Here is a 22,679-nt window from a genome sequence, read left to right on the forward strand (position 1 = left end):
ATTATCCTTCAATATTAATAATTACATCTTTCCCTCTTCTTTTCATGATGAACGGTATAAGCAGCCAAAGGAACGTAATGATTAGAAAAACAAGTGAAATCGGTCTTGTAAAGAATACACTAAAGTCTCCATTAGAGATTGTTAAAGCTCTTCGTAAATTATTCTCTACCATAGGGCCTAACACCAATCCAAGAACGAGCGGGGCGATTGGATAATCGTTCTTGCTTAAGAAATAGCCAAGAAGTCCACATCCCAATAATAGTAAAAGGTCGTTCGTTGATACTTGTACTGCATATACACCAAAAATGGAGATTGCAATAATAATAGGAATCAAGAATTGCTTTGGTGTTTGAATAATTTTCGCAAACACTTTGACAAGTGGGAGATTTAAAATTAAAAGCATGATGTTTCCAATAAACATGCTGGCAATCAGTCCCCATGCTACTTGAGGATGGTCTTCAAATAATAACGGCCCCGGCTGGACGTTATACATCATCAGGGCTCCCATTAAAATAGCCGTTGTACCTGAACCTGGTATTCCTAATGTTAATAATGGAATCATCGCCCCGCCCGATGCCGCGTTATTCGCCGATTCTGGTGCTGCAACCCCTGCAATGGTTCCCGTTCCAAACTTTGAAGGCGTTTTTGAAATCTTTTTTTCTAGAATGTAAGAAAAGAAGGAAGCAAGTGTCGCCCCAGCACCTGGTAATATGCCAACAAAGAAACCTAAGATCGAACCACGGGCAATTGGTCCCGCAGATTCTTTCAGCTCACCCTTAGAAGGTAGTAAATTATTTATCTTTGCAATCTCCGCATCTTCCTCTTCTTTTTCCAAAATGGTTTTAAAAACCTCGCCAACTGCAAATAACCCTACCGCAATCGTTAAAAACTCAATTCCCTGAAACAGCCATGGAACATTAAAGGTAAATCTGGCAATACCAGATACGTTGTCGATTCCAATCGTACCAAGTAACAAACCGAAAACGGTCATAATTAAAGCTTTTGTTACCGATTTTCCTGCTAATCCACTGACAGCCCCCAGCCCTAATAGCATTAACGAAAAATATTCTGCTGGCCCAAATTTAAGGGCTACTGTTGATAATGGTTTTGCTAATGCAATCAGTGCCACAAGGGTAATAATCCCTGCCACAAAAGAACCGAGTGCCGAAATGGATAACGCACTTCCTGCTCTTCCTTTCTTGGCCATCTGGTAACCGTCTAATGTCGTAACAACTGAGGAAGATTCTCCAGGTGTATTTAATAGAATAGAAGTGGTCGATCCGCCATACATCGCTCCATAATAGACTCCAGCAAGCAAAATAATCGCGCTGGTTGCTGCATGTTCTGGAGGAAGGCCGCCCGTGATAGAAGCCGTTACTGGAATGAGAAGGGCAACGCCGCTCATCGGTCCAATCCCCGGAAGCACACCAACAGCAGTCCCTATTAAGACCCCAACAAAGGCAAAGAGGATATTATACCAAATAAGTGCCGTTTGGAATCCCTGAAATAAATAATCTAGTGTACTCATTTTATGTCCTCCTTTCTTTCTCGCTTAAAACCAAATTGGCCAGTCTGGCAGTGTACCTTTTAAAACCTCTACATATAAAAAATAAACAAGTCCTGAAAAACATGCTGAAATGATAAGGGATTGAATCACCTTCGACCGCTCCATCGTTTGAAAGCAAACGAATAAAAATAGAAAGGTTGTAATTACATACCCGATCGTTTCCAACGTTATAATATAAATCAATGTAGCCGCAAAAATGATTAGGAAAGGCTTGTACTGTAATTTTTCTTTCGTCCCCTGTTGATTCTTCGTGATGAATGTTTCATAAAATAAACGGATACTTAATAAAACCAGTGCACTGCCAAGAATTAACGGAAATATATCAGGTCCAACTGCACTCCCATAGGAAGAACTTCCGAGACTCTTGCTCCCAATAATGAAAAGAACACCTACTGTGAGAAACATTACTGATGCAATGTAATCAAATTTTAGTGCCATTCATAATCCCCCTTCAGAAAAAAATAGGGGAAGGAGAAAGTTAACTCCTTCCCGCCTGTTTTACTTTTGCATTCCTAATGCTGTTAATAATTGCTGGACTTGGCTTTCTTGCTCATCTAAAAACTTTTTGAAATCAGAACTGTTTTTATAGTCCAATTCCCAGCCTTGCGTCTCTACTTCTTTTTTCCACTCAGGAGAGTTTATGAGCTTATCAATTGCTTGTTCCCAATATGTTTTGGCTTCTTTAGACATTTTTTCCGGACCAAAAACCCCGCGCCAAATCGTAAACTCTGCATCGACACCCTGTTCTTTAGCCGTTGGAACATCTTTAAAATCACCATCTAAACGCTCGTCTGAGGTAATCGCCAACACACGCACCTTACCCGCCTTTAAAAATTCTTTAACACTTGAGGCATCGGTACCAATGACATCTGCGTTACCGCCAAGCAGTGCGGTAATCGCTTCACCGCCGCCATCATAGGAAACGTATTTAACTTTTGTTGGATCCACCCCATATTTATAGGCAGGTAAAATCGAAATTAAATGATCCATGGAACCTGGTGCTGATCCACCTGCAAATGTTAGTTTACTAGGATCTTCCTTTACCTCTTCCAAAACTGATTTTAAGTCTGTAAATTTGGAATCAGCTTTTACAACAATTGCCCCGAAGTCTTTTGTCAGCTGCGCCAATGGTGTTGTATTTTTGTACCCATATGGACTATTTCCTTCTTTTTTCAGATTGTTAATAACAATCGGTGGTGAATTGACAAAGAGCATATCATTATTCTCAATTTGCTGGGTAGCGTATTCAGCCATGAAGACAGCACCGCCGCCACCTGGCTTATTCTCTACCGTCAAAGTCTGATCAACTATCTTCGTTTCACCCAGCACTTTCGTAAACGCGCGAGCGGTTAAATCCCAGCCGCCCCCTGCCCCTGAAGGTGCGACAACTGTAATCGCTTTCGCAGGATAGCCTGTAGTTTCTTCACTCTTACCTGGGCTTGCCGTTTCATTACTGTTGCTGCAAGCACCAAGGCTTAGTGCCAATGCTCCTGCAAACATAACTGCTGAAATCTTTTTAATAGAAAACATTTCAATTCCCCCTTGTAAACGTTTTCTTAATTTTACAAAACTTTAGAATATTTAATAGATTATACATTTAAACAGCATTAAAAACTTATTAACCATTTTGTTCATTTTGTTCACGAGGTGCAGGCAAATAAATACTTTATTTTCCCGCTGCTAATAAAATTGGTTCTATAAAGTGAAATAATACTTAGCTTAAGAATATTAAATTGCTATATCGGAAAGGATATTGTTGAGGTGTTTATATGAATCTAGATCGTGCAAAAAAAATCCTTATTTCCGACCAAGAAATAGCCGTTCACTATCATGGAATTCCTGTTTGGATTGAGAACATAGATGAGACATCAAGCAAGGCGGTTGTATCCGAAAGAGGAATTCATAGTGAAAGACAAATCGTGCCAATAGATGAATTGGAAGAAACAGGAGAGTATTATACTTGAATAGGCAGCATTTAATAGAACCTTTTAAAGAGGGAACCTGTTCAAATCTCCTTTTTCATCAACTAATTCTGCTTGTACAAACAAAAATCCCACCTTTTAGGTGAGATTTTTTTATGTTCCTACTGGTTCCCCTTTTGCCTCAAATATCGTTTATCATTCATGAATAAACTCCAAAAGTAAATAAAGCCAGGGAAAAGGATAGCGAATCCGACGATATAGGTGATAAACACGGCTCTAAAGGAGTTAGGGTCTGTAAAGGCCGACTCTATGGTAACATTCGGATAGATAATATAAGGCAAATGGGCCTTTCCATATACATAGCTGGCAATCAAGTATTGAATGGTAACCGCAATAACAGCGAGTCTTGGCATGCCTCGTTCCCCTTTATGAAAAGGGTTGGGTGCATATAAACCGAAGCCGATAACTAAAAAGAAGCCAATCGAGATCAATAGTAATGGAAGATCTTCCATCATTTTATTATATAACCAACCGACTTCATTTTTTAATGTAATCATAATCAGCAATGCCATAATTAATGATATCGGACCAAGGATTTTTCCATCTCGAAGGTAAACACGGTACGCCTCCATTTCATTCGAAGCTTTCGAATAATCCGCTAATAATAAAGAAGAGAGGAAAAGTGTACTCGTGATGGCAAACCCAATAAAGGCATATTCATTAGGGCTCGAAAAAAGCTTGTTAAGGTTTAGATTCACAGTACCATTTGCAACATCAACATAGTGACCATGCGTTATCGGCAAAACGCTAATTAACAGGCCGGGAATAATGATCCCTGCAATACCAGAAATGTACGTTAACGGCTTTTTATATTCCGTAGCTATATTTGAAAAAACTAAAAAGGCACTCCGTAATGCAAGTAATAGAAGGATCAAGCTGCCGGGAATCAGTAGAATCGTCCCCAGAATATTGGCGGCACTTGGAAAAAGGCTATAAACAGCAACCACCAAGGCAACAATAAAGGTATTTGTCACTTCCCAAGTAGGTGATAAATAGCGATTGGCAATGTTCGTAGCTTTCGTTTTTTCCCGGTTAATGTAAACCATTGACCAAAAGCCGGCTCCAAAATCCATGGTGGCCATGACAGCATAGATAAACACGAATCCCCACAGCACGGTAATTGCAATAAGAGCATCAGCCATTTGTTTCTCCTCCTATGAATTTGAACTAAATAATGGGATGCTTTTTTTCTCTGCACGCTCGATATCATCTAATTCTGTGTTTTTTCTAAAGAAATAGAGTAATACAAGCACTACAGAAAGCCCTAAAATAATGTAGACAATAATAAACGATACGAATAGAGTACCTAAGTTGGTTGCTTTCGTTGCAGACTCTGCTGTGGATAAGATATGGTAGATAACCCATGGCTGACGTCCCGTACAAGCAAAAATCCATCCACATTCAATGGCGATAACAGCTAGAGGACCTGTCGTTACCAGCCCCCAAAGCATGAGCTTTGGATAATGTGATTTTTTGAAAAGTTTTTTCCAGGCGAAAACGAGTAAAGGAACCATAATAAGGGCTGAGCCAATAAACACCATTCCATTAAAAAGAGTATGAATGAATAATGGCGGCCACAGCTCCTCTGGATAATCGTTTAAACCAACTACCACCGTATCAAAGCTGTTTCCCGCGAGGAAACTCAACGCCCAAGGAATCTCGATAGCTCCTTTTATTTCTTTCGTTTCTGGGTCGGTAAAACCGCCTATGGCCAAGGGAGCATGGGATTGTGTTTCAAATAACCCTTCTGCTGCTGCTAACTTTTCCGGCTGGTATTTATGTAAGTATTGAGCAGATTCATGTCCATTTAAAGCGGTTAGAAAAGCAAAGATACCACCTACTACTAGACTTAGAACCAGCGCTTTTTGATGAAAAAGATATACTCTCGAACCGATTTTATTTTTCATCATTTTAAAAGACGCAACAGATGCAACCACAAAAGCTCCCACTACATAGGCAGACAATGCGACATGTCCTGCTGTTACAAAGAAGCTTGGGTTAAAAAAAGCAGCCCAAGGATCAATGTCTAGAAATTTTCCATCTTCATAACGAAATCCCGCAGGTGTACCCTGAAAGGCATGGACATTGGTAATTAAGACGGCAGAGGACAGTGCCCCAATTGCCACCAGAACTAAACTGGCGATCCGCATCCAAGGAGCAATTCTTTCTGCTGCATAGACGTAGATAGACATAAACAACGCCTCAATAAAAAAGGCATAGATTTCGATTTGGAAAGGAAGAGGCATCACACGGCCGATTACTTCCATAAAGCCTGGCCATAGTAACGATAATTGAACGCCAGCAATCGTACCCGTCGGGATCCCAACGCCCAGTAAAACGGCAAATGCCTTTGTCCAGCGTTTCGCCATTACCACATAATCTTGATCCTTTGTTTTTTGATAGAGAAGCTCTGCAGCCAAGATCATGAGCGGCAAACCGACCCCTATCGTGGCAAATATAATATGAAAAGCCATTGTCGTTCCAAATAAGGAACGGGCTATTAATAAGTCACTCAAAATAATTCTCCCCTTACGTATCTTGGTCTTGATAATTATTTCCAAAAGGACCATTAATATGTAGAGCTAGTGATTTCATTTTTAATAAGAATATTTGTGTTTAGCGGGGGACATCCTTAATTAGGGTTAAACAAAATACACCTTTTGGAGGATTCGAATATGACCATGACACTTGGAGCACACGAGGTATTAGAGTTACATGAAGTATTAAATGATGCCATTCACGGAATCAATACATTACGCCTTTACCGTCCGCATGCGAAGGATCAAACTTTGCAGACTATGATGGATATGCATATGAATGCATTATCAATGGAATACAACAGTTTGGTTCAGCTTATGAATCAGCAAGGTGCAGGGAATATGATGTCTCCTCGCCAAATGGCAAGAACAACACAAGGTTTTCAGCCAACTTATGGGTTACGGAACCCTGAAACACAAACACCTGCAACCTCTGTAGAAGATATAGATGATTATGATGTTACTTCATGTCTTATCAATTGTCATAAACAAACTGCTGGGATGAAAATGAAAGCAGCGTTAGAAATGGCGAACCCCACTCTTCGCCGTGCCATCCAACTTGGAGCAAATGCAAGTGCTGATATGGCTTATGAAGCATTCCAGTATGCGAATCAAAGAGGTTTCTATCAGATTCCAACTCTAAAAGATACAACGCAAAGCAACTATATGCAGTCCTACGGGACAATGGCTATGCCACAAATGACACAAATGAACCAGATGAATCAACCTGGGAATATGACGATGTAGGTTAATAGAATGAACGATTGTACTAATAAAAAATCTCACCTTCTATTTTGAAGGTGAGATTTTTATTGTTTTTGAAAAACTTTGTATTCCACGGTGAGTCCATCGTCAATATAGGGCTCTTTAGTGACCGAAATCTAAAAAAAGTAAGGGCTACGGTCATTATAAGGGCTCTTTAGTGACCGTAACCTATAATAAGTAAGAGCTATGGTCACTATAAGGGCTCTTTAGTGACCGTAACCTAAAAAAAGCAAGAGCTAAGGTCACTATAAAGGCTCTATAGTGACCGTAACCTATAATAAGTAAGAGCTACGGTCACTATAAAGGCTCTATAGTGACCGAATCACCAAAAAAGTAGAACAAATGGTAACTATAAACTAAATTTACTGACCTTGGTCCAACTAATGCAAACCTTTATATTTACATTTTGTGACCCATAGTCGGCATGTCAGAAACGATCGTTGGATCAACCATTCCAGCGATCATGGCAATGTGTGCAAAGATTAGAAACATCCCAACAAAGATCGCGTGAACTTTTAATTTTTCTTCTTGTGATTTGTTTTTATAGATAATATTTAAATCCAAAAGTGCCATGCCCAGCAATGGGATGATTCCAAGTAGATAAAACCCTACTGCCACTACATCAATCCATCCATGCCATTCTCCTTTTGAGGTTATCGGAATAACAGCATTAAATAGTAAGTAAATAAAAATACCAGTGAAATAAATTCCTACAAAAATCGAGGTTATTTTGTTAACCAATCTTAATTTACCAGTTAGATTTCTAGTAAACAAAATCGCTAATTCTGTTACTGCAATTGTTTCCGCACAGATAACCGGAATCGCCATAAAAATAATCAGATTCCATGGTTGATTATCTGCCAGTAAGCCCATATAATGTGTCATGTTCATATGCCTATATCCTCCTAAAAACGTCTTATTTTGTTTCGTTGCAGATTGATTGTAGGTTTTGGATATAAAGATTAGATGAAGAAACTGTGACAAAAACATGACATATCCCCTGCTTGATCGATTACTGGATAATTTTTAATTAGCATACAAAATAGAGCTGACGGTAATTTGCCGCCAGCTCTATTTCTATTAATTTTCTTAACAGTGGAAAGTGTAGTTCTATTCACTGTCCATCAAACATTAATTCGTAACGGCTTCTCGTTTGCGCTTTTTCTCCATTTGCTTTTCGTGCGCGCGGGAGTGGGCACGGTGGCGGTCTTCTTCCACTTCATTAGACATTTGAACACCCATTGGTACTGTAGTTGCCGCAATTTCTTTGAGCCCTTGCTGGTCTTTCTCAAAAACAAATGACGCTCTTGTTGAAATATCAGCTCCGTGCTCCGTTACAAATGGGACGACACGATAATCTGCACGCCATTGTTCAGGAGTCACCTGGCAGCGAACGTAACCGCGGAAATTATTAAAGAATTTGATGTGCGGGTTATCCGCTAAAGATTTAGCCGTGTCTGCACGCCAATCTGACCCGTTTCCACCTGAAGTAATGGATGTTCCAACAAACTCCGCTCCAAAAATCGGAGCCTCTGGATTGTTGTAATCTGTCGTTAGGTTAGAAGCCCAGCTCGCATGGACATCTCCAGTAAGAACGATAACATTGTTGATGTTATTGCCAGCAACAAAATCGGTAATACGCTGACGCGCGGCCGGATATCCATCCCATGAATCCATACTGAATTTTGGTGCTGTAATACTTCCAGATTTACGCTGCGCAAAGAAAATCTGCTGGGCAAGGACGTTCCAATGAGATTTAGAGTTTCCTAGATTACCAAGCAGCCATTTTTCTTGCTCTGGACCAAGAACGGTACGCTTTGGATCCAATGATTCCGGTGTATGAGCTTTTGATCCATCACCATTTGCCTGGTCATCACGGTACTGACGTGTATCAAGAACATAGAAGTTCGCCAAATCACCATATGTAAAATCCCGGTATAATTGCATGCCGCCATCGTGAGGCAATGACGACCTTCGAAGTGGCATATGTTCGTAATAAGCCTGGTACGCTGCCGCACGACGCTTGATAAACGCCTCAACAGACTGGCCTTTTTCTGGAATGACATTTGCGTAGTTGTTTTCCACTTCATGATCATCCCATGTAACAACCCAAGGGAATGCAGCGTGTGCAGCCTTAAGGTTTTCATCTGAACGATATTGAGCATGACGATTGCGGTAGTCTTCAATCGTGATAATTTCATCGCCTTTGTGTGCACGGACATTGCCCGTAGGTGAAAGATACTCGTTTGTACCGTATTCGTATATGTAATCACCAAGGTGGAATACAAGATCAAGATCCTCTTTCGCCATATGCTTGTACGCAGTAAAATATCCGTGTTCATACTGCTGACAGGAAGCGAATGCGAAAGTCATGCTTGCTGCGCTGGCTCCTGCTGCCGGTAAGGTTTTTGTTTTTCCAACAGGGCTTAGTTCATTTCCGGTTTTGAAACGGTAAAAATAAACACTATTCGCATTCAAGCCAGTCACTTCTACATGGACTGAATGTGCGAGATTAGGCGAAGCATGTTCCGTTCCTCGTTTGATTACGTTTCGGAAGTTTTCGTCTGTGGAAACCTCCCAATTAACGGGAACCACATGAGCTGGCATTCCGCCGCCATTTAATGGATCCGGAGCCAGCCTTGTCCATAGTACGACACTGTCTGACAGCGGGTCGCCGGAAGCAACACCAAGAGTAAAAGGATATTCACTGAAATTCGGAGCCGCATCTACTTTAAATCCTCCCAAAGATTGAGCAATGGTCAGCCCAAGGGACAGCCCAGCAATCTTGCCGGCTCCATGAAGAAAGCTCCGACGGTCTAAATGCTTGTTCAAATTTTGTTCGTTAAACTTCCTAATCATTTCATCCAAATTAGTCATGATATTTCCCCTCTCAGATTACATATTTCTAGCACGACTTTGATTATAACTAGGATTTATTAAAAGATTATGAAGATTGTAAATAGAAAAATAGTATGGTGTACAAAAGATGGTTCATATATAATAGGCCTTTCAATTTAGATAGGGATTAAAATTACAACAATCATTCGGATTTCTTCCAATCAACGGTAAATTCTATCGATTTTTAATAGCCTTTTTCTCCTGTTTTTCTTAATATTATTTTCATAAAAAACTTACAAACTATCATTCCATTCAAAATGTGCACGTCACACGTCACTTACTTGGCAATCTTAGGTGCCTCTGAGACAAAAAAATCCCACCTTCCATACAGAAAGTGAGATTTTTTCGTTTAGTTCTCTCGATTTAACATTGTGTTATTTTACCTGAGCAGCTTCCTCTCCCTGGTAAATCCGAAAGGCTGGAACAATCGTGTCGGAAACAATTTCTTTTCCCTTTTCACGAATGAAGTCCAATTTATAATAAGCATCAAATCTTTGGCTGATTTCTGTTTTCACCAGCTCAGGCGGTGTGACGACGATAAATTGGAACTTTAGTTTTTCGGCAACGGCGAAGATTGGGTCAAGGACGTGTGCCGATGCCGCTTGTCCGAATGGATTATCACAGACTAGCGGAACCCAGCTTTGATCGGTTTCACTTTTTACCGATAATAACATCATCATCATTACCATTCGCGCTGATAACTTCTGCCCACCACTGCCGTCCGATTTCGTCTTCGAACCTTGATTAATTGTCTGCCAGGTGGAATAATGCTCTCTTTGCGGCTTCCCGTACATAAAGGCGTTATCCGTTCTCATGTTATAGACGAGCAGTTCAGGATAACGATTTCGAAGTGACACAAATAATATTTGCTCATCACTGATCAGCTGTTTAATTTCTTCATCTAAGGCCCGGTTTTGATCGTCAATCATATCAAATTGTTTCGTGATTTTGTTAATCGCAGAAACAAAATGCTGCTTCAGCAGTGGTTCGATATCTTCAGGCTTTTTAGGTAAAATGTCTTCTTTGAGCTGGACGAGCGGAAAGGATCCTCGTTCATTTTTCAGCTTCATTTTCGCCACCATCGACCGAATCGCCTCTGAAATGCTCATTACTTTCATGCTGGCACGGCTGGCCCAGAAGTTTTGCGCCTTCTCTGCCCTTTCTTTATCGCGTTCTAATTGTTCCAATCCGCTTTGTGAAAAACGCTTCATATTTTTAACAATGCTTTGGATATGCGCATAATGCCTTGTATCCAAATGGTCAAGCGTTGTTAATACTTCATTTTTAAATCGAATCTCCCAATCTTTTCCTTCAATCGTAAGCTTTAAATTGCGCAATGATTGGTCAATTTTCGCATGCTTTTCTTGACCTTCTTCTTGAATCGCCTGATGTTCTTCACACCAGGACAAAATGCATGCTTTTCCTTGACTCTTAATTTTTTCTACATCATCATTCGTAAATACGGCGGCTTCCTCTTTAAGAATTACGGATAAGGTTAATAAATCTCCTTCATAACCCGCAATATTTGTTTCTGTTTCTTTTTGAACCTTCTCAGCCTTTTTTACATCCTCTTTCGTTACTTTCGTTTGGTCTTTTATTTCTACCTCTTTTACTTCTAAGTCAAGGTCTTCCCAGGCCTCTGGCTGTTTTTCATGCTTTTCAACTTTTTTTCCTAATTTTTCACGCTGTTCAATTGCGTGCTTTAAGGACGTTTCCGCAACGGTTACCGCCGTTCCTTGTTCACGTTCTTCTTTTTCTGCTGTCTTCGCTTCCTTCTGAGCATTTTGCAGCATGTTTTCTAATATACTGATTGGTTCCTCAGGTTCAGCTGCATTTTTCCATTCCTCATCATGGGCATGAAGTTTTTTCTCCAATTTCTTCTGCTGCTTTTGTTCCGTTTCTTTTCTTGCTTGAAGAACGAGTAATTCTCTTGCTTGTTCTTCCTTTGATTTTTGCAGCTGTTTAAGCTCTTCGATGCTTCCGTTTATCTCTTGTAATAAATGTGGTGATAAACGAGGAACCTCTTCACTTTGATCCGCTTTTTGTTCTGCAGGAAAAACAGCTTCTTCAATAAAGAAAGCAATCTCCTTAATATTTTGTTCGGTTGTAAGTTTCCATTCTAAGTATGTTTGATTCCATTGGTTTTGCAGGTCAACGGTATGCTGGTGCTCTTTGCCTATTTCTTGCTGCTGAGAATCTAAGGCTTCCTTATGTTTTTCTTTTTCGAGTTTCACCCGTTTGTTTTCTTGATGCAGCGTTTTTTCTTGATCAAAATCCTCTAATGTCTCTACATTTCTTGTAAGCTTTTCAATCTTTCCTTTTGTCTTTTCTAGCTGTTCTTTTAGCGCAAGCTGTAATTCTCTTTCTTTCTCTTCTTGTGTCTTAATCTCCTGTAGTTTCGTTTTCAGAGAAAGTAGAGTATTTTGTTCCTGAATAATAGCCTTTTCGATATCGCTAGAAAGCTCACTGGATGAAAAACGATCGATTTCTTTCAAAATACGACGCAGGGAAGTTTCGGTTTTTTCAATTTCAGATAGAGTATCTTTCTTGTCATCTATTTGTTTAGCAATCTTTATTTTCCAGCTGGTGAACTGATTTTTATCGGTTAAAAGCTCTTTCTCTTTTCCGTTAATGATGACAAAGGATGGCTGGTGCTGTTCATTGTTCATTTCTTCACGCAAAAATATCGGAACAGGACTTTTAAACATCCTTCCTGAAAGAACCTGCTGGTTAATTTTTTGCCATTGCTGCCCGCTTACCACCAAACCGTATGGAAGGAGCGGATAGGTGATAAGGGTATTCGCTAGTTCTTCGGGACTTAATGATTGCAGAAATTGAGTACCATAAAAGACATCAATACCAGTCTTCTCATCAATCCATTCCTTTAATTCCTTCACATCTTTATTGGCAATCCAAAATGGCTCATCGTTTAAGGAATGATCGAGTTGTGTTTCCCAAAGTTCTTTTTTCATTTGTTCCGCTTGTTGGCGGTTATTGCTCAGTAGTTCTTCTATTTGTATTGAATACTTCGATAAGAGAGAGTGAGTAAATGGCGCTGTGACATCATCTAATAAACCATGAAGCTTATCTAATAGCTTTGCTTCTTTCTCTTTTTGCTTTTCATTTGCTAGGTTTAAATCCTCAAGTTTTTCTTCTGAAAACTGAATCGATTGGACGAGGGTGCCGTGTGAAGTAGCAAGTTGATTTTGCTTTTCATTCGATTCCTTATCTTTTGTTTGCAGATCACCTAATGTTGCTTTTTTGTCCTCAATTTGTTTCAAGAAACTCCCGGTCAAGCCCTGTAAGTCATAGGTTAAGCGGTCGCCAAATTCTTGGATGAGTGCTGCTTCCTTTGAATCAAAGTTATGCATTTGGGTATATAGAAAATCAATTTCAGTACTAAGCTGCGCAATGTCTTTTGTCTTCTGTTTATCTTGCTGCGACAGTTCCTTTGCTTTTTTAGTTAAAAACTTCTGATACCCTAGATACTGTTTTATGCCTTCTTGTATGGATAAATAGGATTCCTCCCATTGCGATCTCGCTTCTTGTTTAATTTCATCCATTCTTTGGTTCACTTGCTCTAAACCGCTATTCTGTTCCAACGTTGCAATCTGCTGAGAAAGTGAGCGAATACTTTGCTCGTTTTCATTCCATTCTTTTAATAAAGCTTGAAAGGCAAGTTGTTCTTTTCGTTCCAGTTTCTCTTTGACAATACCTTGCAGGGAAGTATGTTTTTCCTTTTCTTCCAATAATTTCTTTTCCCAATCCATGACTTCTCTGTGAGCTTTCGCAAACTCTAAATTATCTTTTTGATAACGTAAATCGGCCTGCTTTATGATTAGTTTTTCGATATCTTTCTGTAAAGCAAGCAAACCTTCCTCTTCTGTTTGCTTTAAATGCTCTAACGCACCAAGAAGCTGCCTGCCTGTCTGGATACTTGTCTGCACAATTTCTTTATGTTCTACCCCTTTAGCTAAGTGCTCTTCAAATGGGACAATGTCTTCTAAAAACTCTTTATGGGCTTGCTCTCTTTTCAAGAGTACAGGCAGGTCCTTTGCGATACTAGCTTGACTCTTAAATATCTCTACTAGATCGTTCTTTTGATGTTCAGTTCGATGTAAAACCTGACTCACAGTAGGAATAATTCGTTTTTGGAACAGAGAATGATCATCCTCAGCTCCCTCGAAGTATTTCCCAACACCGCCTTCATCCTTATTAATATCCTTCATAATATCCCAGTCTTTACGGTTAATGCCGTAAGTATCAAGGATGCGGTAGTGCTTCTTCGTATCTCGGTAAACGTCATATCCATTCCATTTTAAATAGTCCTTCAAGCTTTCGGTATCAGCAGCCTCACCATTTTCATAAAGCGGAATATGCTCAAGCGCTGCCTCTTCCTTCCGTTCAAATTCTCTTGTATAGAATGTGATATTAGGGAGAATCTTAGCTTCTTGTTCCAATGTTTTATTTTCGTTTTCTTCACTCATCGAAATCCGCTGCTCGGCTGAAAACATTCCTCCAGTTATCAAATGGCGGCAGTCCGCTCCGTCCAATTCCCACTGAATGAGAACATGAAAGGTATAGGGAATAAACTGTTCTTTATTATTAAAAAAGAACTGCTGATAATAACGATTGTTCTGTTTTCCCCACGAAGTTCCAGGTTTAAGTATTTGGAAAATGGTCTGAAGGAACACACCTTTTCCTCCGCCATTCATCATCGCAATCAGACCATTTGTTGATGTCTCATCATTATGGAAATTAAACGTGGTATCTTTATATTGCTTTTGCATGCCATCATACTTCAGGCCGACTATTCTAATTCGATGGATTTTCGGCATGCTCATCCTCCTCAGCTGTCATTAACTTTTTAAAAAGTTCATAACGGTCATAATCGTGATACAAGTATTCAATCCGCTCAAAAAGCTCTTGTTTCGGTATGACCTTCGCTATATCGTCTCGATCCAAAATGACGATAAGCCCCTCACTCTCTAATAAGCGCATAGCGCCAGCAATTAAACCGATTCTAGTTCGTCTATTGCCTTTTTTTAACCCAAAATCGTCACTATCGACCTCCATGTATTTCCATGTGGTCACAACCTCCCTCATATCAATTCGTTCTTCTTCTCCGAAGGCTGGTTGATTTTTGAGTATGCTCTCCCATTTAATGATTAGATCATTAACTTGGCGTTCTAATGCATAGTAGCTTATTCCTTCCCGCTTCGTACGGATTTTTGCTGCCTGGTTCCGGTCGATGGCTGCTAAAAAAGACATAATGACGATGCTAATAAGATGGAAATGCTTTTTCGTTTCAACTTGCTTATGCTTATCTTTCAAATGGGTAAAATTCGTTGCAAATACCGAACCAGTTGGCTGAACCACTAAATGGATGCGTTTAGGTGCTTCAATGATATATGTACCGGATTCGTCTGCTAATAAAAGTACCGTCTGTCTTACTTCCGGATCAAAATAAGTCTGGAAGTGTTCACTATTTTCGTCGATTACTTTTTCTTTTAATAGAGTAAAATAGACAGCTGATGCTTTTTTGATTGTTTCTGCATTCATCACTTATTCTCCTCTACACAAATTTTAAAAGGGGTGATTTTCATTTGATACCATAGGAATGGCTCTGCCCGATGATCGAACATGGTATAGATCTTTAAACCTTCAAACATTTCAAATTGTGGGTACTCCTTCATTAATTTATAAAGAAGAATTTCCCTCTCATCGCTTAAGGTTTCTTCCTTTCGATGGAGCACTTGGACCTTCAGCGGCTTTTTATCGAACATCATCCACAAATCGATTGTTTCAGATTCTTCGAACCATAAATCCTGCACTTCTAATGGCAGCTCTTTTAAATCCGTTAATGAAAATTCACCGTTTGTTTGTAAAAACTGAAACACATAACTCCATGCTTTAATAACAGAATCCCAGTTGGTTACCCGCAGTCGAGTAATACTTTCTTCTGGCTCTTCTTCAATGATCGAGTCGGTTACTTGTTTTTCATTGAGTTCTTGTTCACCCCAAATCCAATCAAGCGGCAAGATAAATTCATTCTTCGGTGAGAATAAGGGAGAAAGCACCTGTTCTATGACGGTGAAACGATGAACGCCTTCCTTCATGAGCCAATTTTCATAAAAATGCTCTCGAAATGAAACAAGACTGTTTTCCCAAAACAATGAAGGGTTTTCTGCTTTTAATTTCATCTCATAGGAAATATTTTGAATCACTAACTTTGCAAACCGGTCATGCAATTGTCTTGTATGGCCAATTTTTTCCTGGAGAAGAATCAATTCTTTCTGAATATAATCATCTTCTTCATTTCTACGTTTTGTCTTCTCTATCATACTAGTAATCGTACGGAAGTGATTTTTCTCTTCTTCAAATTGCTTTTCAATTTCAACACGATTGTCGGCCCTTTGCCATTCTTCTTCGATCAATAAGATTTTGGGATTGTTGATCATTTCCTTTTGGAAAGAGAATTCATTTGCCATTAAGCGGTTTACGCGTGAAATGAGGTGATCGAGGTTTCGAGTAGCTTTTCTAAAATTACCGTTTTTAATCAGCTGCATACTATAGAGTTGTTCAATCGTAATAGAAAATTCTTCAGCCATTTCCCTGCTCATAAAAATCATTTCTTGAGCGATATCCGTCAGTTTATAAACAATCGATCCGCCCATCTCTAAATTCGTATATAATTCATCCATGGTCACATATCGAAAGACTTGTGTCTCCCAGGATTGTCGTATTTCATCGTAATATAAAGCTTCGAATGGTTTACTATACTCTTCTTTTCCCTGATATAATAGTCCGGTTGTAATTCGCTCAATTTGTTTATCATCAGCTAAAAGCTTCATTTGTTTAATAGAATCTTCCACCATATACTTGATATCTGACTTGCTGCGATGATCATCATCATTTAATTCTCGATAAAAGATGGTGAGGAGCACTTGCATGAGAATGGTTTGGATATGAGGTTTCAGTTCCCCTACTTCCATTCCCCTGCCAAGCTCAAACAGTGGATTTAATCGCTGCATTCTCTGGGCGAAACCTTCCCATGATTCGTTCACATCCATCTCCTCCATGTTTCAATTGTTAAGACTTCCTGCGGGATCCGTTTATTTTCCTGCCATAATTGCAATAGTAGGTTTTGCTCCTCTTCGGTAAACCACTGAAAGAAGGCATCACGGTATTTGAGATTTTGTGTTTGTCCTTGCTTTTGGTCATTCCTTTGTTCTAGACATTCTAGCATTTTGCGATAAATCCTTAAGGCTGGCTGAATACAGCATTCAGGGTATTTTTCTATTAGCCTGCTAATAATACCGTATCCCGCAGCGTCAAGATCTCCTGCGTAATAGAAAAGATAGTTGTCAGCTGGAAACATACGGAAGAAAAAAGAAAAGCTCCGTTCGATTTTTGTTCCTTCTCCATATATAATCAGTTCTGGTTCATAATCTAGTTGATTAGCTTCCAATAGCTTAATAGATGTATGAAAGAAAGATAGATTCTCGACAATCAGTACCCGCTGAATATCCTTTATTTCTTTCCCCTGTTTCATCCAAAATACAAATGGCTCCCCGTAGTTCACCATCTTCAGCTGCTCTTCTGATACTCCTATTCTAGCTAAAAAACCTTTCCCTTCAGGAAAACTATCACCGTCTAGTAAAAATTTTTCATGGCCAAAGAGCTCCAAACTTCTTTCTTCGACCGACACGATTTCCCGTTCCTGACTAGATTGGAGAAAAGAATATAAATTGTGGATTCGATTCCATTCCTCTCTTGTTTGCCATTCGGGATGGCGTTCATAAAAGGAAAAATCAAACTGATCACTTAATTTCATCATCGCCAGACGATCCCATTTGGTACTTTGAACTTTTATATTAACCCAGTAATAAAGGGGCAGCGCCGGTGTTCTGCCATTATATTGATTATTTTGGATAGGAATAAGAATTCCCTCAGCTTGCAAGGTTTCAATGGCAGAGTAAAACAATGTATACCCGTCCATTTCAAAATAATCGTCCAAAAGCCTGCGCAGCTGTATTTCTAAATCATTACTATTAATCTTCTTTTTTTGTTTGGGGTGTTGAATATCAGCAATAAAACCTCTCACCCGTGTTTCAATGATGTCGATGATCATTCACCTACTTATATCTTCATAGTTCAGAGGAATAGACTCCTACCTCCATTTTGGACATCCTTATATTATAACCTAGTTGTGTTATCGTTGGTAAATGGATTTTTCTTACTAAAATGGTCGGCTGCAAATGAACAAACTTAAAAGGATGGATATATTACCATTTATTGTGAAAGGATATGAATATAAACATTGGTCTTGAGGAGGATGGAAATGAAAACTCGTACTCCTATCCCTTTAAAAAAATTTGTACAAGATAAACATGAAGACAAATTAAAAAAACAATTAAAAAAGCTGGGTCAAATAGACTCTCAAAGCGAAGAGAAAAAACAAGAACAATCGCAAGATCAGGATTCTGTTCTAAATCAAAACCGATCTTCACAAACCCAAGAAACCATTCTTCTTTCCTCAGACCTTAAGACGAATATTGACTATATTAAAAAAACACTTGGAAATAGCTCAGATATTATCATAAGGGAGTTTGAATCTGGTCAGAAGGGCGAAATTAAAATTGGCGTTATTTTCACAGATGGATTAACGAATTCAGAAGAGCTTCAAGATTTTGTTTTAAACACCCTAATGTTTGAAATACGAAATGCAGAGCTAGACTCAATGATTATTGATTCATCCTGCCTGCTCAATTTAATCAAAAACCACTCTCTTCCTGTTTCCGGAATAATGGATATTAGTGATTTTCAGAAACTTTTTCTTCAATTGTTATCAGGAGATTCAATCCTATTATTAGATGGTTGTTCAAAGGCCATTTCCATCGGTTTAAGACAGTGGGCTGAACGCGGTGTACAGGAGCCTTCCTCACAGACTGTTGTTAGAGGACCAAAGGATGGATTTACAGAAACGATCCGGAAAAATACTGCATTAATACGTCGTAGAATAAAAGACCCGAATCTAAGGATTGAAACACTCTAAATCGGGATGAAGACTCAAACAGATGTGGCGATTATGTACTTAAAAGGTATTGCCAATGATAAAACGGTCTCAGAGGTTCAAAGCCGATTAAATCGAATCAGCATTGATGCAATTCTCGAAAGCGGTTATATTGAAGAACTGATCCAAGATAAAACCTACTCACCTTTTCCAACTGTGTATAATACAGAACGTCCCGATGCTGTATCAGGTGCAATCTTAGAGGGACGGATTGCGATTCTTGTTGACGGAACACCATTTGTCCTGGTCGTACCTGCACTTTTTGTGCATTTTCTCCAAGCTAGCGAGGATTATTATCAACGGGCAGATATTGCAACATTAATTCGATTTCTTCGGTATTTTTCATTTTTCCTAGCCTTATTGACTCCATCACTCTTTATCGCCATTACAACGTTTCATCAGGAAATGCTGCCTACACAATTGCTCATTAGTTTGGCATCACAGCGAGAGGGTGTTCCATTTCCAGCCCTTGTCGAGGCGGTAATGATGGAAATTACGTTTGAAGTCCTACGAGAAGCAGGGATACGATTACCTAGAGCAGTAGGTTCTTCTATTTCCATTGTGGGTGCATTAGTTATTGGCCAAGCAGCCGTGGAAGCGGGGATTATTTCTGCCTCTATGGTCATCATCGTTTCCTTAACAGCCATTAGCAGCTTTGTGTCACCGAACTTTAATATGTCTATTTCCGTTCGAATTCTTCGGTTTATATTTATGTTACTTGGTGCTTCGTTTGGATTATTTGGAATTATTTTAGGTCTAATTGTGATGGTCCTCCATCTAAACAGTTTACGTTCCTTTGGGATTCCATATTTAGCTCCCTTTGCACCATTTATTTTAAAAGATCAAAAAGACGGCATTATTCGACTGCCACATTGGGCATTATCTTCACGACCTCGCTTGATCAGTCAAAATAACATAAAAAGAGAAGATACACCTTCTCCAAAACAATCGAATTAATATCGGAAGCATGAGAGGGTAGTAAAATGAAAAAAATCCTAAGCTTTTTCATTATGGTCCTTTTACTAATTAGCCTTCTAACTGCCTGCTGGAGTAGAAAGGAGCTGAATGAGATTGCCATTGTCACTGCCATAGGAATTGATAAAACAAAGGATGGATACATGGTTTCCGTCCAAATTATAAATCCAGCTGAGATTGCCGGTAAAACTGCTACCGGCCGAACGGAAGTGATAAGATTTATGAAAACCGGAGATACCATTATGGAAGCTATGAGAAGATTATCAACGGATGTACCAAGAAGAGTTTATGTAGCCCATCTCCGTGAAGTTGTTTTTGGAGAGGAATTGGCTAAAGAGGGAATCGGAAAGGTCCTCGATAGTCTTTCCCGCCATCATGAAATGCGTTCTGATTTCTTTCTTACTGTGGCTAAAGGATCGAAAGCTTCCGACATTCTGAATGTCCAAACGGCACTTGAAAAAAACCCAGCAGTTAAAATTTCCAGCGCCTTGGAAACTTCAGCAAAAGCATGGGCACCGACAATGGCCGTTACAATTGATGAATTAATAACCAGTATTGTTAGTAAAGGGAAACAACCTGTATTAACAGGCGTTTACATTTACGGAAACCCTGAATCTGGAAGCTCTTTCACAAATGTACAAAACGTCTCACCAAAAACAGGCTTAAAAATTGACTCTATTGGAGTATTTAAACGCGATAAACTTATAGGATGGTTAAATCAGGAGGAAAGTAAAGGCTTTAATTATATTGCCGATAAAGTAAAGACTACAGCGGTTACTTTCCCCTGTGAAGACGGAAAAATTACGATTGCCACCATTCGTTCAAAAACAAACGTCAAGGGGAAAATGGAGAAAGGGAAACCGAAAATTTCTATCAATGTCACTACAGAAGGAAATGTTGGTGAAGTCGGATGCAAAATCGATTTATCGAAACCTGAAAAAATCAAAGAATTGAATGAAAATTATCAAAACACGATTAAAGAAAACATAGAAGCAGCAATTAAAACGGTCCAAGAGGATTTTCAAAGCGATATCTTTGGTTTCGGGGATGTAATCTACCGGACTGATCCTAAGGCTTGGAAACGTTTTGAAAAAAACTGGGATCAAGAATTTGCAAAATTGGAAGTAACCGTTAACGTAAAAGCGGAGATTCGTCGTTTAGGAACCATTACAGAATCATTTCAAAAGGAAATCGAGGAATAATGATCGATGTTGGCTATTATTGGGATTTTATTGACAGGGGCAATAATTACTTTCTTCGAAATCCCGCCCCTAATGAAAAAAAAATGGCGGCGAGAAATGATTATTTATTTCCTATTGCTTTCAGCAGGTATGACCCTGGCTATTCTATTAAGCAAAGACGTTACCATTCCTTCACCGTTAGACTTGATAACGAAATTTTTTAGTCCGGTAACTTTTTACTTCGAACGGATTCTGTCATAGGAGGTGTCCAATTAATATGCTTGAGGAAGGGAAAATTAATGCTGGTGAATTTAGTATTATCGTATTTACCTTTACGGTAGGAACCGCTGTACTTCATGCCCCTGCTTTACTTGCTACAATAGCCAAACAAGATGCCTGGTTGGCTGCTGCCTTAACGGTTCTCATCAGCTTACTTTTTATATTTATATATAACCATTTAATTTCCCTTTATCCCTCCATGACTTATGTAGAAGTGAATGAAAAAATATTAGGAAAATGGCTTGGAAAACTAGCCTCGGTTTTATATTTATTCTACATTTTTCATATTACTGCAGGTGGGTATAGGGGGATTGGTGATTTTTTTACAACACAAGTAATGGTTGAAACCCCTTCTCAAGTCATTATGATCTTGTTTTTATTGACAAGCATAATCGGAGTCAGGTTAGGATTAGAAGTTATTTGCCGGACAGCAGTAATCTTTCTTCCATGGATCCTCTTACTGCTTTCGCTGTTATTCATATTTCTTATCCCACTGATTAAATTAGAAAACCTTCAGCCTATTTTCGGAGAAGGCATAAAACCAATAATAAATGGATTCTATAGCCAATTGGGACTGCCTTATTTACAGTTACACATTTTACTAATGGTAACACCTTTTGTTACCGAAAAAGCAGAAGCAAAAAAAGCCTTTTATTTAGGAACAGTCATTGGCGGTATCATCTTATTCATTTTCGTCCTATTCTGTATTTTAGTACTGGGAGCTGACTTTACCTCAAGACAAGCCTATCCTACTTATGTATTAGGGAAAAAAATAAGCATTGGAAATTTTTTAGAACGGGTTGAAGTGATTGTAGCGATCATATGGATCTTTACCATATATTTCAAAGTGACAATTTGCTACTATGGGCTCACTCTTGGACTTGCTCAATTATTTGGGTTAAAAGATTACAAGATCCTTATTTTTCCATCAGCTTTTTTAATCTTACCCTTTTCTATTTTTATGACTCCAAATGTTGTACATCTTAATAACTATATAGCTAAAACGCTGACTCCGTTTTCCTTAACGATTTGTTTTTTTCTTCCAATACTTTTATTAATTATTGGAAAAATAAGAATGAAACGGGCTTCTGCCAAAGTATCTAACCATTCGTCAGGCTAAGTTCAAATTGTAACGAAAAGGGGGATTAATACCTTGGTCCAAAGCAAAATACAACCGATTCAACTTTTTGTATTAATCGTTTTATTTGAAATCGGAATACCGTGGTGGTTGGATTAGGTTTAGAAGCTAAACAGGATGCATGGTTAGTGATAGGCAATGATTGGAGGAATTGAGCTATTTTTCAACACTGTAATTGTCATGATGAAAAAGAAAATACTGAAGTAAAAAAACTCACCTTCGATACAGAAAGTGGGATTTTTACCATTCAGATGAACTAGTTTTTTCATGGCCAAAAAGTT

The 22,679-nt window shown here is 39.0% G+C and carries 16 protein-coding genes and 1 pseudogene; 6 read left to right on the forward strand and 11 right to left on the reverse strand.

Annotated elements, in window-relative coordinates; all coding sequences use genetic code 11:
• Position 1 precedes the first annotated feature (1 nt).
• Genes ACIQAA_RS25995 through ACIQAA_RS26005 form a run of 3 tightly spaced genes read right to left on the reverse strand, consistent with a single transcriptional unit; the run spans position 2 to position 3,097 of the window.
• Positions 2–1,528, reverse strand: a complete 1,527-nt coding sequence (locus tag ACIQAA_RS25995; RefSeq protein ID WP_402625629.1) for a tripartite tricarboxylate transporter permease — start codon at positions 1,526–1,528, stop codon at positions 2–4.
• Between the two features lie 24 nt (positions 1,529–1,552).
• Positions 1,553–2,005 (reverse strand): tripartite tricarboxylate transporter TctB family protein, encoded by a 453-nt coding sequence (locus ACIQAA_RS26000; RefSeq protein ID WP_402625631.1) that lies wholly within the window; start codon positions 2,003–2,005, stop codon positions 1,553–1,555.
• A 60-nt stretch (positions 2,006–2,065) separates the two neighbouring features.
• Positions 2,066–3,097 carry a Bug family tripartite tricarboxylate transporter substrate binding protein gene (locus tag ACIQAA_RS26005; RefSeq protein WP_402625634.1) on the reverse strand — a complete coding sequence of 344 codons (1,032 nt, stop codon included), beginning with the start codon at positions 3,095–3,097 and terminating at the stop codon, positions 2,066–2,068.
• 239 nt (positions 3,098–3,336) lie between these two features.
• On the opposite strand from ACIQAA_RS26005, the gene ACIQAA_RS26010 reads away from it, so the two are divergent.
• On the forward strand, positions 3,337–3,531 hold the full coding sequence (locus ACIQAA_RS26010; protein WP_402625635.1) for a small, acid-soluble spore protein, H family: 195 nt from the start codon (positions 3,337–3,339) through the stop codon (positions 3,529–3,531).
• A 119-nt stretch (positions 3,532–3,650) separates the two neighbouring features.
• Here ACIQAA_RS26010 and ACIQAA_RS26015 read toward each other — a convergent pair whose 3' ends face one another.
• Together ACIQAA_RS26015 and ACIQAA_RS26020 are read right to left on the reverse strand one after the other, a co-directional pair.
• Positions 3,651–4,691 carry a cytochrome d ubiquinol oxidase subunit II gene (locus tag ACIQAA_RS26015; RefSeq protein WP_402625636.1) on the reverse strand — a complete coding sequence of 347 codons (1,041 nt, stop codon included), beginning with the start codon at positions 4,689–4,691 and terminating at the stop codon, positions 3,651–3,653.
• Between the two features lie 12 nt (positions 4,692–4,703).
• On the reverse strand, positions 4,704–6,065 hold the full coding sequence (locus ACIQAA_RS26020; protein ID WP_402625638.1) for a cytochrome ubiquinol oxidase subunit I: 1,362 nt from the start codon (positions 6,063–6,065) through the stop codon (positions 4,704–4,706).
• Between the two features lie 159 nt (positions 6,066–6,224).
• Here ACIQAA_RS26020 and ACIQAA_RS26025 point away from each other — a divergent pair, with 159 nt between their 5' ends.
• Positions 6,225–6,833, forward strand: a complete 609-nt coding sequence (locus tag ACIQAA_RS26025) for a spore coat protein (RefSeq protein WP_402625640.1) — start codon at positions 6,225–6,227, stop codon at positions 6,831–6,833.
• A 417-nt stretch (positions 6,834–7,250) separates the two neighbouring features.
• Here the strand turns inward: ACIQAA_RS26025 and ACIQAA_RS26030 are convergent, their stop codons facing one another.
• The 6 genes from ACIQAA_RS26030 to ACIQAA_RS26055 all read right to left on the reverse strand — a co-directional run bounded on the left by ACIQAA_RS26030 (position 7,251) and on the right by ACIQAA_RS26055 (position 17,883).
• On the reverse strand, positions 7,251–7,742 hold the full coding sequence (locus ACIQAA_RS26030; protein WP_402625641.1) for a DUF6803 family protein: 492 nt from the start codon (positions 7,740–7,742) through the stop codon (positions 7,251–7,253).
• A 240-nt stretch (positions 7,743–7,982) separates the two neighbouring features.
• On the reverse strand, positions 7,983–9,728 hold the full coding sequence (locus ACIQAA_RS26035; protein WP_402625643.1) for an alkaline phosphatase D family protein: 1,746 nt from the start codon (positions 9,726–9,728) through the stop codon (positions 7,983–7,985).
• Positions 9,729–10,123: 395 nt separating this feature from the next.
• Positions 10,124–14,587, reverse strand: a complete 4,464-nt coding sequence (locus ACIQAA_RS26040; RefSeq protein WP_402625645.1) for a hypothetical protein — start codon at positions 14,585–14,587, stop codon at positions 10,124–10,126.
• Entirely contained in the window at positions 14,565–15,311 is a 747-nt protein-coding gene (locus tag ACIQAA_RS26045; RefSeq protein WP_402625647.1) for a DUF6063 family protein, read from the reverse strand. The genes ACIQAA_RS26040 and ACIQAA_RS26045 overlap by 23 nt, the downstream gene beginning before the upstream one ends.
• The gene (locus tag ACIQAA_RS26050; RefSeq protein ID WP_402625648.1) at positions 15,311–16,822 is read right to left on the reverse strand and encodes a hypothetical protein; all 1,512 of its coding nucleotides are present in this window, start codon (positions 16,820–16,822) and stop codon (positions 15,311–15,313) included. The genes ACIQAA_RS26045 and ACIQAA_RS26050 overlap by 1 nt, the downstream gene beginning before the upstream one ends.
• Positions 16,813–17,883 carry a Wadjet anti-phage system protein JetD domain-containing protein gene (locus ACIQAA_RS26055; protein ID WP_402625650.1) on the reverse strand — a complete coding sequence of 357 codons (1,071 nt, stop codon included), beginning with the start codon at positions 17,881–17,883 and terminating at the stop codon, positions 16,813–16,815. Before ACIQAA_RS26055 ends, ACIQAA_RS26050 begins: the two co-directional genes overlap by 10 nt.
• 210 nt (positions 17,884–18,093) lie before the next feature.
• On the opposite strand from ACIQAA_RS26055, the pseudogene ACIQAA_RS26060 reads away from it, so the two are divergent.
• The 4 genes and pseudogenes from ACIQAA_RS26060 to ACIQAA_RS26075 all read left to right on the forward strand — a co-directional run bounded on the left by ACIQAA_RS26060 (position 18,094) and on the right by ACIQAA_RS26075 (position 22,380).
• Positions 18,094–19,782 (forward strand): annotated as a pseudogene (locus tag ACIQAA_RS26060) (spore germination protein).
• Between the two features lie 26 nt (positions 19,783–19,808).
• On the forward strand, positions 19,809–21,002 hold the full coding sequence (locus ACIQAA_RS26065; RefSeq protein WP_402625652.1) for a Ger(x)C family spore germination protein: 1,194 nt from the start codon (positions 19,809–19,811) through the stop codon (positions 21,000–21,002).
• Positions 21,003–21,008: 6 nt separating this feature from the next.
• Positions 21,009–21,242: a hypothetical protein gene (locus ACIQAA_RS26070; protein WP_402625654.1), complete on the forward strand. Its 234-nt coding sequence runs from the start codon at positions 21,009–21,011 to the stop codon at positions 21,240–21,242.
• A gap of 16 nt (positions 21,243–21,258) precedes the next feature.
• Positions 21,259–22,380, forward strand: a complete 1,122-nt coding sequence (locus tag ACIQAA_RS26075) for a GerAB/ArcD/ProY family transporter (protein ID WP_402625656.1) — start codon at positions 21,259–21,261, stop codon at positions 22,378–22,380.
• The last annotated feature ends 299 nt before the right edge of the window (positions 22,381–22,679 follow it).

This window comes from Neobacillus sp. NPDC093182, from assembly GCF_044754045.1.

Excerpts from the sequence above, each read along its gene's own strand:
- ACIQAA_RS26035 (WP_402625643.1), bottom strand. The coding sequence starts at position 9,728 with ATGACTAATTTGGATGAAATGATTAGGAAGTTTAACGAACAAAATTTG.
- ACIQAA_RS26010 (WP_402625635.1), top strand. The coding sequence starts at position 3,337 with ATGAATCTAGATCGTGCAAAAAAAATCCTTATTTCCGACCAAGAAATA.
- ACIQAA_RS26025 (WP_402625640.1), top strand. The coding sequence starts at position 6,225 with ATGACCATGACACTTGGAGCACACGAGGTATTAGAGTTACATGAAGTA.
- ACIQAA_RS26005 (WP_402625634.1), bottom strand. The coding sequence starts at position 3,097 with ATGTTTTCTATTAAAAAGATTTCAGCAGTTATGTTTGCAGGAGCATTG.
- ACIQAA_RS26065 (WP_402625652.1), top strand. The coding sequence starts at position 19,809 with ATGAAAAAAATCCTAAGCTTTTTCATTATGGTCCTTTTACTAATTAGC.
- ACIQAA_RS26030 (WP_402625641.1), bottom strand. The coding sequence starts at position 7,742 with ATGAACATGACACATTATATGGGCTTACTGGCAGATAATCAACCATGG.
- ACIQAA_RS26070 (WP_402625654.1), top strand. The coding sequence starts at position 21,009 with ATGTTGGCTATTATTGGGATTTTATTGACAGGGGCAATAATTACTTTC.
- ACIQAA_RS26055 (WP_402625650.1), bottom strand. The coding sequence starts at position 17,883 with ATGATCATCGACATCATTGAAACACGGGTGAGAGGTTTTATTGCTGAT.
- ACIQAA_RS26015 (WP_402625636.1), bottom strand. The coding sequence starts at position 4,691 with ATGGCTGATGCTCTTATTGCAATTACCGTGCTGTGGGGATTCGTGTTT.
- ACIQAA_RS26040 (WP_402625645.1), bottom strand. The coding sequence starts at position 14,587 with ATGCCGAAAATCCATCGAATTAGAATAGTCGGCCTGAAGTATGATGGC.
- ACIQAA_RS26075 (WP_402625656.1), top strand. The coding sequence starts at position 21,259 with ATGCTTGAGGAAGGGAAAATTAATGCTGGTGAATTTAGTATTATCGTA.
- ACIQAA_RS26000 (WP_402625631.1), bottom strand. The coding sequence starts at position 2,005 with ATGGCACTAAAATTTGATTACATTGCATCAGTAATGTTTCTCACAGTA.
- ACIQAA_RS26045 (WP_402625647.1), bottom strand. The coding sequence starts at position 15,311 with ATGAATGCAGAAACAATCAAAAAAGCATCAGCTGTCTATTTTACTCTA.
- ACIQAA_RS26050 (WP_402625648.1), bottom strand. The coding sequence starts at position 16,822 with ATGGATGTGAACGAATCATGGGAAGGTTTCGCCCAGAGAATGCAGCGA.
- ACIQAA_RS25995 (WP_402625629.1), bottom strand. The coding sequence starts at position 1,528 with ATGAGTACACTAGATTATTTATTTCAGGGATTCCAAACGGCACTTATT.